At 71.7% G+C, this 12,163-nt stretch carries 12 protein-coding genes; 6 read left to right on the top strand and 6 right to left on the bottom strand.

Features of this window, described 5'->3' with window-relative positions; all coding sequences use genetic code 11:
* Positions 1-92: 92 nt before the first annotated feature.
* Positions 93-1,874 carry an arginine--tRNA ligase gene (gene argS, locus ACH4UK_RS25830; RefSeq protein ID WP_398360010.1) on the top strand — a complete coding sequence of 594 codons (1,782 nt, stop codon included), beginning with the start codon at positions 93-95 and terminating at the stop codon, positions 1,872-1,874.
* Between the two features lie 74 nt (positions 1,875-1,948).
* Here argS and ACH4UK_RS25825 read toward each other — a convergent pair whose 3' ends face one another.
* From ACH4UK_RS25825 to ACH4UK_RS25810, 4 genes are all read right to left on the bottom strand, one after another.
* A complete protein-coding gene (locus tag ACH4UK_RS25825; RefSeq protein ID WP_057663696.1) occupies positions 1,949-2,305 on the bottom strand; it encodes an antibiotic biosynthesis monooxygenase in 357 nt (118 codons plus the stop codon).
* A 67-nt stretch (positions 2,306-2,372) separates the two neighbouring features.
* Positions 2,373-2,810, bottom strand: coding sequence for a hypothetical protein (locus ACH4UK_RS25820; protein ID WP_050358735.1), 438 nt, complete (start codon positions 2,808-2,810; stop codon positions 2,373-2,375).
* Positions 2,811-2,897: 87 nt separating this feature from the next.
* Positions 2,898-4,106 carry a phosphatidylserine/phosphatidylglycerophosphate/cardiolipin synthase family protein gene (locus ACH4UK_RS25815; protein ID WP_398360007.1) on the bottom strand — a complete coding sequence of 403 codons (1,209 nt, stop codon included), beginning with the start codon at positions 4,104-4,106 and terminating at the stop codon, positions 2,898-2,900.
* A gap of 169 nt (positions 4,107-4,275) precedes the next feature.
* Positions 4,276-5,697 carry a helix-turn-helix domain-containing protein gene (locus ACH4UK_RS25810; RefSeq protein WP_398360006.1) on the bottom strand — a complete coding sequence of 474 codons (1,422 nt, stop codon included), beginning with the start codon at positions 5,695-5,697 and terminating at the stop codon, positions 4,276-4,278.
* Positions 5,698-5,925: 228 nt separating this feature from the next.
* Between ACH4UK_RS25810 and ACH4UK_RS25805 the strand changes: the two genes are divergently transcribed.
* The 3 genes from ACH4UK_RS25805 to ACH4UK_RS25795 all read left to right on the top strand — a co-directional run bounded on the left by ACH4UK_RS25805 (position 5,926) and on the right by ACH4UK_RS25795 (position 7,811).
* On the top strand, positions 5,926-6,630 hold the full coding sequence (locus tag ACH4UK_RS25805) for a DUF4232 domain-containing protein (protein WP_398360004.1): 705 nt from the start codon (positions 5,926-5,928) through the stop codon (positions 6,628-6,630).
* A 156-nt stretch (positions 6,631-6,786) separates the two neighbouring features.
* Entirely contained in the window at positions 6,787-7,572 is a 786-nt protein-coding gene (locus ACH4UK_RS25800) for a helix-turn-helix domain-containing protein (protein ID WP_398360002.1), read from the top strand.
* Positions 7,569-7,811: a DUF397 domain-containing protein gene (locus tag ACH4UK_RS25795; protein WP_398360000.1), complete on the top strand. Its 243-nt coding sequence runs from the start codon at positions 7,569-7,571 to the stop codon at positions 7,809-7,811. The genes ACH4UK_RS25800 and ACH4UK_RS25795 overlap by 4 nt, the downstream gene beginning before the upstream one ends.
* A 19-nt stretch (positions 7,812-7,830) precedes the next feature.
* Here ACH4UK_RS25795 and ACH4UK_RS25790 read toward each other — a convergent pair whose 3' ends face one another.
* Positions 7,831-8,397 carry a dihydrofolate reductase family protein gene (locus tag ACH4UK_RS25790; RefSeq protein ID WP_398359998.1) on the bottom strand — a complete coding sequence of 189 codons (567 nt, stop codon included), beginning with the start codon at positions 8,395-8,397 and terminating at the stop codon, positions 7,831-7,833.
* A 58-nt stretch (positions 8,398-8,455) separates the two neighbouring features.
* Entirely contained in the window at positions 8,456-9,157 is a 702-nt protein-coding gene (locus ACH4UK_RS25785; RefSeq protein WP_398359996.1) for a DNA alkylation repair protein, read from the bottom strand.
* A gap of 126 nt (positions 9,158-9,283) precedes the next feature.
* Here ACH4UK_RS25785 and ACH4UK_RS25780 point away from each other — a divergent pair, with 126 nt between their 5' ends.
* Together ACH4UK_RS25780 and ACH4UK_RS25775 are read left to right on the top strand one after the other, a co-directional pair.
* Positions 9,284-10,129 carry a DUF4253 domain-containing protein gene (locus tag ACH4UK_RS25780; protein ID WP_398359995.1) on the top strand — a complete coding sequence of 282 codons (846 nt, stop codon included), beginning with the start codon at positions 9,284-9,286 and terminating at the stop codon, positions 10,127-10,129.
* Complete coding sequence (locus tag ACH4UK_RS25775; protein ID WP_398359993.1) at positions 10,108-12,141, top strand: hypothetical protein; 2,034 nt, start codon at positions 10,108-10,110, stop codon at positions 12,139-12,141. The genes ACH4UK_RS25780 and ACH4UK_RS25775 overlap by 22 nt, the downstream gene beginning before the upstream one ends.
* Positions 12,142-12,163 lie beyond the last annotated feature (22 nt).

The raw sequence follows: 12,163 nt of genomic DNA, 5'->3' as shown, positions 1-12,163 counted from the left end.
CCCAGCTACCCCCCGCAGCGCGAAAACGGCTTTACGCCCCGTGGGATACTGGACCGATCCCTTGTACCCCTACGGAAACGGCAGCCCGTCCCATGCCTGAGCACGGCTCGGTTCCCTCCCTCGCTTCCACGCTCCAGCAGCAGCTGGCGGACGCCCTGACGGCAGCTCTGCCGGATGCCGGCGCCGCGGACCCGCTGCTGCGCCGAAGCGACCGGGCCGACTTCCAGGCGAACGGCATCCTGGCGCTGGCCAAGAAGCTCAAGGGCAACCCGCGCGAGCTGGCCGCCCAGGTCACCGCCGCCCTTCCGGCGGGCGGGCTGATCAAGGACATCGAGGTCTCCGGACCCGGCTTCCTCAACATCACGCTCACCGACCGGGCGATCGTCGAGACGCTGGCCGCCCGGTCGGCGGACGGCGGGGGCCGGCTCGGCGTCCCGCTGAAGGACGACGCCGGGACCACGGTCATCGACTACGCCCAGCCGAACGTGGCCAAGGAGATGCACGTCGGCCATCTGCGGTCGGCGGTCATCGGCGACGCCATGGTGAAGATCCTGGAGTTCACCGGCGAGAACGTGGTCCGGCGGCACCACATCGGCGACTGGGGCACCCAGTTCGGGATGCTCATCCAGTATCTGACCGAGCACCCGGGCGCCCTGCGGCACGAGGGCGGCGCGAGCGACGGCGAGGCGGCGATGTCGACGCTGAACCGGGTCTACAAGGAGTCGCGGGTCCTGTTCGACTCCGACGAGGAGTTCAAGGCGCGGTCCCGGGACCGGGTGGTGGCCCTCCAGGCCGGGGACCCGGAGACGCTGGAGCTGTGGCAAGGCTTCGTCGACGAGTCGAAGATCTACTTCCACTCCGTCTTCGACAAGCTCGACATGGAGATCAGCGACCCGGACATCGTCGGCGAGTCCGGCTACAACGACATGCTGGCGGAGACCTGCCGGATTCTGGAGGAGACGGGCGTCGCCGTCCGCTCCGAGGGTGCGCTGTGCGTGTTCTTCGACGATGTGAAGGGCCCGGACGGCAACAAGGTCCCGCTCATCGTCCAGAAGACGAACGGCGGCTTCGGCTACGCGGCCACCGACCTGTCCGCGATCCGGGACCGGGTGCAGAACCTGAAGGCCGACACCCTGGTGTACGTGGTGGACGTCCGGCAGGCGCTGCACTTCAAGATGGTCTTCGAGACGGCGCGCCGGGCCGGCTGGCTGAACGACGGCGTCAAGGCCGTCCAGCTCGCCTTCGGCACGGTCCTGGGCAAGGACGGCAAGCCGTTCAAGACCCGTGAGGGCACGACCGTCCGGCTGGAGGACCTCCTCGACGAGGCGGTCGCGCGGGCGACGGCGGTCGTCCGGGACAAGGCCGAGAAGGTGGGCCTGTCCGAGGAGGAGATCGTCGAGAACGGCCGGTACGTCGGCATCGGCGCCGTGAAGTACGCGGACCTGTCGACCTCCGCCGTGCGGGACTACAAGTTCGACCTGGACCAGATGGTGGCGCTGCACGGCGACACCTCGGTGTACCTCCAGTACGCGTACGCCCGGATCCAGTCGATCCTGCGCAAGGCCGGGGACGCTGTCCCGGCCGCCCACCCGGAGCTGGAGCTGGCCCCGGCCGAGCGGGCGCTGGGTCTGCACCTGGACCAGTTCGGCGAGGTGCTCGCCGAGGTCGGAGCGGCCTACGAGCCGCACAAGCTGGCCGCGTATCTCTACCAGCTGGCGTCCCACCTGACCACGTTCTACGACCAGTGCCAGGTGCTCAGCCCGGACAACGCCCCGGAGGTCGTCGAGAACCGGCTCTTCCTGGTCGACCTGACGGCCCGGACCCTGCACCGGGGGATGGCGCTGCTGGGCATCCGGACGCCCGAGCGGCTCTGACCCGGGGCGTTGTCACGTGTGTGGGCCCCGGCACGGGTGATGTGCCGGGGCCCACGCGCGTAGGTCCGTCCGGGTCAGGGAGCGGTGAGTTCCACGACGACGTCGTAGACCGCCGGGTTCGGGGTGACCGGCTGCACGGTCTGCTCGCGCGCGGCCCGGGTGCGGGAGGCGAAGTCGGGGTCGGCGGTGGCGGCCTCCCACGCCTCCTGGCTCTCCCAGTGGGAGACGTTGACGAGCTGGAAGCGGGAGTCCGAGGAGCGGGCCCGGTGCATCCGCGAGTCGATGAAGCCCGGCTTCTCCCGCATGAGGCGGGCCCGCTGCTCCCACTTCTCGACGAACGCGTCGAGTTCGTCGGCGGAGATCTCGAAGACGTTGATGAAGGTGACGGGCGGGTCCGGCGTGCCGTCGGCCGGAAGGTTCTCTGTGGTCATGCCGAAACCCTAAGCAACGGGCCGGAGTTGAGCGGCACCGCCGTGTCCGGCGTGGTGACGGGGCCGCCTACTGCGGGCGGCCCAGCGCCCACCCCGACACGTCGGCGAGGCGTCCGCGCCACAGTGGCAGGGAGACCGGGTTCATGGCCCCGACGACGAGCGTGACGTCCCGCAGATGGATCCAGCGGGGCAGCCGGGCCGTCTCCGCGTCCTCGCCGGCGCGCAGTTCCCGTACGCCCTGGTCGACGGTCTCGGGGAACTCGGCGAGCAGGTTGGCCCCCTCGCCCTCGACCTGGCGCAGGCTCCGGGCCCACTCGGCCTTCCACTGCTCGTGCCCGATGACGTCCCCGTGCAGGACGCCGCCGGGGTGCGTGAGGGTGAGGGGCAGGCTGGAGCGGGGGTCCTCGTCGAGGAGCTGGATGAGCAGCTGGAGCTGAAGGTCGGGCAGGGGTTCGGTGATCACCGCGGCGGACGGTGCCGGTGAGGTGTCGGCGGTGGCGCTCATGGGCCCTTCCCTTCCTGTGGAGGAGGACGGTCGTTCTCCCCGCCTGCCCGGCGAGCGCGGGAGCACGCCCCCGAGGGCAGGCCGGTCTCAGAGGAAGCGGCGGATGGGCAGCACGGCTGCTTCCCGGGCCCGCTGGAGGAGGTCGCGCCGCTTCCACCGGCCGCGCTCGATCAGCACGCTCTTCTCCCGGTCCTCGTCGAAGTGGCCGTCGAGGGTGGCGGTGAAGTCCCGGTCGAGGACGGCGAGCATGACTTCCTCGTCGTGGTCGAGCGAGCGCCGGTTGAAGTTGGTGGAGCCGATGAGCGAGGCGACCCGGTCGATGGTGAGCGTCTTGGTGTGCATCATCGTCGGCTGGTACTGGTGGATCTTCACGCCGCAGGCGGTCAGCTCCTCGTAGAAGCGCTGCCCGGCGAGCTGGCAGACCCGCTTGTCGGTGTGCGGGCCGGGCAGCAGGATCTCGACCTCCACCCCGCGCCGGGCGGCGGCGCAGAGGAGCCCGGTGAAGTAGGCGTCGGGGGCGAAGTAGGCGGTGGTGAGGCGGACGCGCTCCTCGGCGGACTCCAGGACGACCCGGATCAGGGTCTGCATGTCCTGCCAGCCGAAGGACGCGGAGCCGCGCACCACCTGGACGACGGCGTCCCCGTGGTGCTCCTCCGTGAGGAACCGGTCGCGCTCGTCGAACAGCTCGTCGTGGCACTCGGCCCAGTTCTGGGCGAACGCGGCGGCCAGTCCGTCGACGGCGGGCCCGGTGACCCGGACGTGGGTGTCACGCCACTCGTGCTCGTTGCGGGCGTCGCCGCACCACTCCTCGGCTATCCCGACACCGCCGGTGAACGCGGTGCGCTCGTCGACGACGAGGACCTTGCGGTGGCAGCGGTGGTTCTGCTTGAGCGGCGAGAGGTAGAGGGGCTTGCGGAACCAGGTGACGGTGACCCCGGCCTCGTCCATCAGGGCCAGCTGGTCCTTCTCGATGAGCCGCGACCCGAACCCGTCCAGCATGAGCCGCACCCGGATCCCGGCGCGGGCCCGGTCGGCCAGTGCCTCGGCGAACTCGTGGGCGATGTCACCGCGCCAGTAGACGAAGGTCATCAGGTCGATGGTGTGCTCGGCGCCCCGGATGGCGTCCAGCATCGCGCCGAAGATCTCGTCGCCGTTACGGAGCGGGAGGAGGGCGTTGCCCTCGGTGGCGGCGATCCCGATGAGCCGCTCCAGCCTGCGTCGGAGCCGCAGGGACCGCTCCTCACAGGTGCGGGCGTCCAGGGCCATGGGGTCGGGGGCTTCGGCGGTCGCGGACATGGGGTCACCTGGTGGGGAGGCGGGCTGGAGCGGCTGACCGGTCGGAACCGGACGACCGCGAGGACCCGGCGACTGTACTCCTGTGCGAATCCGGACGGAATCGGCCTTGTACCCCGAGGGGCACGTTCCCCTCGGGCGGGGGCGGGCGGGAACCGAGCCGGAACGCGCGTCAGGTCGCGGGCTCCCACCCGACGTCCTCGTTGCCGTACACGTACTCCGGCCGCCCCTTCATCCCACTGGTACGGAACGGCTTCCCGTGGTCGTCGATCCGCAGCACCCCTTCGTTCCCGCCGCTGCTCCACTCCAGCTCCAGGTACCAGGTGACGTCGTAACCGACGGCCTTCATATCGAGGTTGAAGACCTCCACGTCCTCGGACGTCACCTTGTACGGGAAGTCCACGGCAGGAACCACCACGTCCCCCTGCTTCCCCGACACCGGCCGGAGGGTGGGATGACCGGCGTCGAGATGGGCGGCGAAGGTCTGGGGCGCGATCCCGCTGCCGCAGCCGTTGCCCATCAGATACGCCGACCAGGGCAGCGGAGCCTTGCGGGAGAGGACGCGTACGTTCATGCCCTTGAGGACCACCGCCTCGCGGGAGGTCCCCTGCACGGTGAGCTGGAGCAGCATGTTCCCGGCGTCGACCCCGCCGTACGACTCCGCCCAGCCGCGCCGGTCCTGCGGCGCGGGCGGCGGGTCGAGCTCGTCGGGCCCCCGGTTCACCAGGTAGTGCTGGCCGCAGGGTTCGTCCCAGTTGTACGAGGAGATGTTGACGGTCGGCGGAGCACCGAGGCCCGTACCGCTGCCGCCACCGCCCTGCGGCTGCCCCGCCCCGGAGCCCGCCGAGGGCTTCACGGATGGCGGCCCCGAGGGGGACGCGGAGGCGCTCGCCGAAGGATCGGCCGAACTCGGGCTCGCGGACGGCCGGGGCGTGGCCGAGGCGGAGCCTTCCGGCGCGGGCCCGAGGTCTCCGCCGGCGTCCTCCACCCGGTCCGCGGCGCTCCCGCCGTCCTCCCTCCCCGAGCCGACGAGGTCGGCGGCGACGACGGTGGTGGGTACGAGGAGCGCGGCGACCCCGGCGGCAGCGACGAGCACCCGCGTACGCCGGGAGAGCCGGGACCACCGGGCGCGCGCGGCCGACGGAGGACGGCCGCCGCCCACGTCGCTCGCCGTGACGTCCGGCGCGAAGCCCTCGTCGTCCGCGGCGCGGTCACCACCCCCGGAAGCCTGGCCTCCCGCAGCGGCCCCGCCGCCCGCAGGAGCAAGGGCCGGAGAAGCCGCAGGAGCAACACCCCCCGTCCCGCTCCCCGCTTCCGCTCCCGTGCTCGCCTCCACCGGAGGCCGCCGCCGCGCCGCGTCCGCCACGATCCACCGCCGGTGCACCTCCACCAACTCGTCGCCGGACGCCCCGCACACCCGCGCGAACCGCTCCACCGGGGCGAACTCGTTCGGCACGGCGTCCCCGTTGCAGTACCGGTGGAGCGTCGACGTGCTGACGTGCAGCTTCCCCGCCAGCACGCCGTAGCTGCGCCCCGAACGGTCCTTCAGATCCTTCAGCAGAGCCGCGAACTCCACGGCCTCCGGCGTCGCCACGACGGCGCTCCCCTTCCTCATGCGTCCCGGAACGGCGTTCCAGGGACGCGGAATCCCCGCAGGTCACCGTACGCGTAGTCATTCCAGCATCCCCAATGGTTCGGCAGGCGTTGCGGCCGGAACCCGCCACCCCACAAGCTCGGACCAGACCACAGCAGGACAGCACCACCGCGGGCCGGCCGTTCAACCGGACCAACACGCCAACCGATCACGGGGAGTACCACCGCCATGCGCACCAACCGCATCCGCACCACCGCCCTCGCCGCCACCGCCCTCGCGGCCGCTCTCTCGCTCACCGCCTGCGGCGGCGAGGACAAGGCCATGGGGACCAAGCCGGCCGGCGCCGCCGATACGGCGACGCCCGCGGCGACGAACACCGGCTCCACCGACGGCACGGCACAGCCCGACGCACCGAAGACCGGCACCCCCGGGACGCAGACCATCCCCACCGCGGGGAAGCACGCGGGCGGCAACGGCAAGAAGCCGGAGACCGTGCCGGACACGGAGGCCGCACAGTCGATCCCGGCCTGCACGCCCACGAACTCCACGGTCAAGGTCTCCTCGGTGAGCCGCCCGATCAACCACCTGCTGCTCACGGTGACCAACACCGGCTCCACCGACTGCGCCGCCTACTACGCGCCGTTCCTCCGCTTCGACGGCGCGCAGGCCGTGTACCCGGTCTACGACGACAGCCAGCCGCAGGCGGTCGTCACGCTCTCCCCCGGCGAGAAGGCGTACGCGGGCATCGCCCTCCTCGGAGAGCCCGGCGAGAACGAGCCGGTCAAGAGCGACAACCTGGGCGTCGCCATGGTCGACAAGAACAACAAGCCGAAGGGCGAGTCCACGCTGAAGCTCCCGGCGGGGACCTCCACGGACGGCCTGGGCTTCGTCACCTACTGGCAGTCGGACGTCGAGAACGCCCTGATGTACTGAGCGGACGAGGCAGTCCGGGCCAGTGCCTGACGTGCGGTAACTGTGCGCGACCCGTACACCTTTGTTGTACGGGTCGCGCAGGCGTGAAGTGGGTTCCGGGGTGGGAGTGGGAACCGTATGCACCCCAGAAAGCGACAGCGTAAGAACGCGTCGACCATGAAGCTCGTGGGCAAGCTGCTGGCCCGCTTCCGCAAGGAGGCGGGCCTCACGCAGACCGAACTGGCCCAGGCCGCAGGCGTACAGGAGGACACGATCGCCTCCGTCGAGCAGGGCAGGCGCTCGCTCGTCCCGGATCTGGCGGAGACGATCGACGATCTGCTGGACACCAAGGGCGCGCTGGCGACGGCGGTCGACAACATGCCGGAAGTCGACCTGATCCCGCTGTGGGCCGAGGACTACATCGACATGGAGCAGGACGCGCTGGCGCTGTCCTGGTACGACAACCAGGTCATCCCGGGCCTGCTCCAGACGAAGGCGTACGCGCAGGCGGTGTTCGGCAACAAGATCCCGGTCTACAGCCCGGAGGAGATCGAGACGCAGACGGGGACTCGGCTGCAGCGCCAGCAAATCCTGGGCCGGAAGAAGCCGCCGACCACCAGCATCGTGATCTGGGAACCGGTCCTGATGATGAAACTGACCTCGGACGAGGACCACCGGGAACAGCTGCGCCACCTCTACGCGATGGCCCGACTCCCGGGCGTCTGCCTCCAGGTGCTCCCGCTCGACAGCCGGGTCCACGCGGGCATCGACGGCCCCTTCATCCTCCTGGAGACCCCGGACCACCAGCACGTCGCGTACACCGAGACCCAGCGCGGCAGCCAGTTGATCTCCGACCGGAACGAGGTCAGCATCCTCGCCCAGAAATATGCGATGCTGCGAGCCCAGGCGCTCAGCCCTGTGGAGACCCTGCGCCTGCTGGCCCGCTTACTGGGAGAGACATGAGCACCGCACTGAACTGGTTCAAGTCGAGCTACAGCGGCGACGAAGGCGGCGCGTGCCTCGAAGTAGCCTACGACTGGCGGAAGTCGAGCTACAGCGGCAGCGAGGGCGGGGCATGCGTCGAGATCGCCGCCCACCCCGCCGCCGTCCACGTCCGCGACTCCAAGGACATCGAGGGCCCGGCCTTCACCGTCGCGCCCGCCGCGTGGTCGGCGTTCGCCGCCTACGCCGCAACCGCCTGACCCCGCACCGCCGCAAGGCTCACCCCCGGACCGTCTCGTAACGGAGCATCGCGACCCCGTTCCCGAAGGTCCGGGACTCCAGCAGCCGGAGCATCTGCCGCTCCTCCGCGTCCCGGAAGAAGCGGCGGCCCCGGCCGAGGATGACCGGGTGGACGTAGATCCGGTACTCGTCGATCAGATCGGCCCGCCGGAACGACTCCAGCAGATCCGCCCCGCCGACCGCCAGGTCCCCCGATGCGGCGTCCCGCAGACCGCGCACCTGCTCGGGGTCGACCTCGTGCAGCAGGGTCGCGTTCGGCCCCACGCTCTCCAGCGTGCGCGAGAAGACGAACTTCGGCGTGTCCCGCCAGATCCCCGCGAACTCGGCCATCGGGCCCTCGTTGGCCGGGTCCTGATCGGCGGTCGGCCAGAACTCCTCCATCAGCTCATAGGTGACACGCCCCTCGACGAAGCCACCCATGGTCCGGAAGTAGTCGTTGAAGTGCTGGTGCACCTCCTCGTCGACGGTGTGCCACTCGATGTCGTGGTCGGGTCCTTCGAAGAATCCGTCGAGGGAGAGCGAGATGGACGTGACGATCCTGTTCACGGCAGCCTCCTGGGCAGCTCATGGAGCGGGACAACAGGGGTGGTTCATGGGGTGTGGCTCATGACGTGGCTTCCTGCCGTCGCACCATCTCGGCGATCCAGGCGGGCGCGTACGGGGACGTACAGTTCGGCGGGGTCGGATAGTCCTCGAGAACTCCCAGACGCTCACCGATGGCGATCGCGCGGGCGCGGTGTTCGGGGTGCTGGATGCCGATCTGGGCCAGGCAGTGGTTCATCGCCCACTGGAGCCGGTCCGGGGCGTCCTTCATCTTCGCCCCGACCGTGTCCAGCAGCCCCGCGAGGTCCAGCCCTTCGGGCTTCTTCGCCACCCGCTCGGTGGTCAGCGCCCACCCGGCGCTCGCGACCACGGGGTCGGGGTCCTCGGTCCAGGAGAGGCGCAGCTCCTTGGCGTGCGGGCTCTTCTTCACGACGTAGTTGACGAGCCAGTCGTGCACCTTGGGGGCGCGCGCCCCACGCAGCATGGCGTCCAGCTCTTCGCGCTCGAAAGCCTTGGGACGGCAGATCAGGATCGCCAGCAGCCGAGCCGCGGTGTCGTCGGTGGCCCAGAGGTCACGGGCGAGGTCCTGCTGCGTCCTGAGCCGCTTGGCGAGAGCGCGCAGCTTGCCGAGGTTCACGCCGTGGTCGTCGCCGTGCCTCTCGTTGACGACGCGCGCCTTCGGATCCTCCAGCGCGGCCAGTTCCTCCATGACCTGCGCCGCGGTCGTCCCGGTCGTCCCGGACTTCGCGGTCACCGCTGTCATCGCGGTCTCCTTCCCCTGGTCGCCTCGCACGGCAGTTTTCAGCCTATGACCGACGGAGGCCCCCCGCTTCCGCTCGGCACCCGCTGTCCGTACCCGTTGTCAGTGCCCCGGCTTAGAGTCACCACCATGGCGACGCTCCCGAATCCCCTGCCCTCCCTGGCCTCCTCCGGCCTGGATCTCCCACCCGGCTCCCTGGTGGACGCCACGCTGGACGGCCCCTGGCACGAGCCGCTGCTGTGGTACGCGGACGGCCGGGCGGCCCCGCGTGACTGGTCGGCCCTGCGGGCGGCCGGGCGGCGGCTCGGGCTGCTGCCGGTGCTGGTCACCGGCGGCCCGCGCGAGCAGTGGCCCGAGGACTGGGACCTCTGCCCGGACGGGACGTCCTTTCCCGGCGACCACGACGCCGACGAGGTCCTCGCGGGCTACTGGACGAACTACGCGGCCGACGAAGTGGCCCCGGAGAACGCCGGGCCGGGCACGGAGGACGACTCCTCGGGCTCATCGGACCCCGGCCCCGGCTCCTGGCCCGGTCTCGCACCGGTCCCCGCCCAGGAGGCGGCGGAGGACCCGGACACGGCGGCCGCCGGCATCGCGGGCGTGATCGCCGCCGACGCGGACAGCTGGCCCGGCGGGGCCCGGATGGCGCTCGTCCCGGCCCGCCGCAGCGCGGACATACCGGCGGCGATCGGCTGGTCCGGCCCGATGAACCACGAGAACGACGTGGCCCGGCTCTGCGCGGTGCTCCGCTCCTGGGAGGACCGCTTCGACGCCCGGGTCGTGGCGCTCGGCTTCGACACGATGATCGTGTCCGTGGGCCGCCCGCCCGCCACCGCCGAGGAAGCCCGCGCCCTGGCCGCCGAGCACTACGCGTTCTGCCCGGACAACGTGGACCAGTCCCCGCCGTACGACCTCGACGTCTACGCGGAGAAGGCCGTCCTCAACCAGGAAGCGTGGTCGTTCTGGTGGGACTGAAAACGGACCTCAGCAGGATCAAGGCCTGGTGGCGCACCCTGGGCGGCGACCGCTTCGCCGTCCTCCCGCCACCGACCCGGGGCCGCTACACCCAGTCCGACGGCCACGCGGACGCGGCGGAGATGTTCGCGGCCCGGGGCATCGCCACCGACACCTCCTTCGTCTACTGGCACTGGCAGTCCCACGACGCCTTCGCCCGCTCCGGCGAGCTGACCGGCGAGCTCTATCTGCACTGGGGCGGCGACCACGCCACGGTCGCCGCCTGTCTCGGCGACGGCCCGGACGGCTATCGGATCGTCAACGGCGGGCCGCAGGGCGCGTTCCGGCTGGACAGGGTCACGACGACGGACGCCGACGGGCTGCCCGGCCCCGAAGACACCACAGGCGTACGCCAGTTCCTCGCCCGCGTCGGCAAGCCCCGCCGCCGGACCGGTCGCTCCGTGGAGTACGACCCGCTGACCGCCGCCGAGGAACGCTGGCTCCACGACCGGCTGGCGGGCCCCGTGGACCTGGCCGCCGCCGTCCGTTTCGCCGCCCCGCTGGAACACCGGCAGGCGCTGACCCCGGACGAGACGGCACGGCTGCTGTCCGCCTGGCGGGAGACCTACGCCGGGCGGCTCACGGCCTGGGGCGGGTGGCGTTCCGTGCTCCTCGCGCTGCTGCGCCAGGAGCACCCGGAGTGCTGGGAGGTGGCCGCCGAGCTGGGCGCGGACGCGGCGCACGCCCTCGCCGCGTACCCTTCGCCGCGCTCGCTGGAGTTGCTGCGCAGGACGGCGCTGGCCGGTGACGTCGGTGCCGTGCGCTGCTGGTTCCGCGCCCACCACGCCCTGCGCGAACCGGACCCGGTGCGCGCCGCCGCCGCGCTCTCCGAGGAGCTGACGGAGCACACCGCACCCGAGGCCGCGCAGACCGGCCTCCTTCACGCGCTGCGCGAAGCCGTCACGGACGAGCCCGACACGCGCCCCCACGTCGCCGACGCGTTCTTCCCGCTCCTCCTCGCCACGGTCCGGTTCGCCACCGACGACCGTCTGCCGCGCCCGCTGCGGGTCGCCGCCGCGCAGGCCGCCACGGACACGGCCGACCGCGTGCGCGAAGCGGCCGGCCGCCTCACCGACGCCGCCGAGACGGCCGAGGCGCTGGCCGCCGTGGAGCGGTACGAGACCGTCCGCGACGACCTCCTCGCCGGCACCGGCCCCGACCTCACCGGCTACGAGGGCGGCCTCGGCGACATCTGGCACCACTACCGCACCCTCACGCCCGCCGACGTCCAATGGCTCCGGGCCCGGCTCGCCGACCCGTCCACCGGCGTCCAGGGCATCGCGTTCTGCCTGGAGTCGCTCCACGCCCACGGCGAGGCCACCGAAGCGGAACTGCTCGCCCTCCTGCCCCGCTGGAAGAAGGAGCTGACCAAGCAGTACCGCACCACGTACACCGAGTGGCGTCACCCGCTGGTCACCCTGACCTGCCTGGCCCAGGACCTGGGCCACCCGGCCGCCGAAGCGATGCTGGCCTGGTGGGCGAAGCCCAAGCCGCTCTGGAAGGGCCCGGTCCGGCTCCTCACCCACCTCGGCGCCCCCGACGAGGCGAAGGCCGCCGAGCTGTGGGAGTTCATCGTCTCCGGCGGCCACGACACCGGGCACCTGATGACCTGGGTGCTGCTGCGGGCCCGCCTCGACGGCACGCACCCGCTGTACGTCGCGGAGAGACTGATCGGCGAGCCGGGCGTCCGCGCCCACGTCCTGGGCCACGTCCTGATCGGGGTGGCCGACCCCGGCCAGCCGCTGTGGCACTACGGGTTCGACCCGCGCAGCCACAGCTGGTGGCGGCGCGCCCAGGAGGTGGCGGACCACCCCGGCCTGTCCGCCGAGGCTCGCGCGATCGGCATGAAGGCGGCCCGCCGGCACTGCGTCGCCCGCTACCCGGACCAGGTCCGCCCGGCCCTCACGGACGGGCAGGTGGCGCAGGCGCGCGCCTGGCTGGAAGCCCGCGCCGACAGGACCGCCGCCGGCTGAGCCCTCGTACTCATGCGGGCGG

Source organism: Streptomyces sp. NPDC020884 (genome assembly GCF_044333935.1).
In the GTDB taxonomy this organism is placed as follows: domain Bacteria; phylum Actinomycetota; class Actinomycetes; order Streptomycetales; family Streptomycetaceae; genus Streptomyces.
This window is presented reverse-complemented; position numbering and strand designations above follow the sequence as displayed.

What these genes read in the sequence shown, in the direction of transcription:
- ACH4UK_RS25795 (WP_398360000.1), top strand. Translation starts at nt 7,569, where the DNA reads ATGAGCACCGCACTGAACTGGTTCAAGTCGAGCTACAGCGGCGACGAA.
- ACH4UK_RS25785 (WP_398359996.1), bottom strand. Translation starts at nt 9,157, where the DNA reads ATGACAGCGGTGACCGCGAAGTCCGGGACGACCGGGACGACCGCGGCG.
- ACH4UK_RS25815 (WP_398360007.1), bottom strand. Translation starts at nt 4,106, where the DNA reads ATGTCCGCGACCGCCGAAGCCCCCGACCCCATGGCCCTGGACGCCCGC.
- ACH4UK_RS25820 (WP_050358735.1), bottom strand. Translation starts at nt 2,810, where the DNA reads ATGAGCGCCACCGCCGACACCTCACCGGCACCGTCCGCCGCGGTGATC.
- ACH4UK_RS25825 (WP_057663696.1), bottom strand. Translation starts at nt 2,305, where the DNA reads ATGACCACAGAGAACCTTCCGGCCGACGGCACGCCGGACCCGCCCGTC.
- ACH4UK_RS25805 (WP_398360004.1), top strand. Translation starts at nt 5,926, where the DNA reads ATGCGCACCAACCGCATCCGCACCACCGCCCTCGCCGCCACCGCCCTC.
- ACH4UK_RS25800 (WP_398360002.1), top strand. Translation starts at nt 6,787, where the DNA reads ATGAAGCTCGTGGGCAAGCTGCTGGCCCGCTTCCGCAAGGAGGCGGGC.
- ACH4UK_RS25780 (WP_398359995.1), top strand. Translation starts at nt 9,284, where the DNA reads ATGGCGACGCTCCCGAATCCCCTGCCCTCCCTGGCCTCCTCCGGCCTG.
- argS (WP_398360010.1), top strand. Translation starts at nt 93, where the DNA reads ATGCCTGAGCACGGCTCGGTTCCCTCCCTCGCTTCCACGCTCCAGCAG.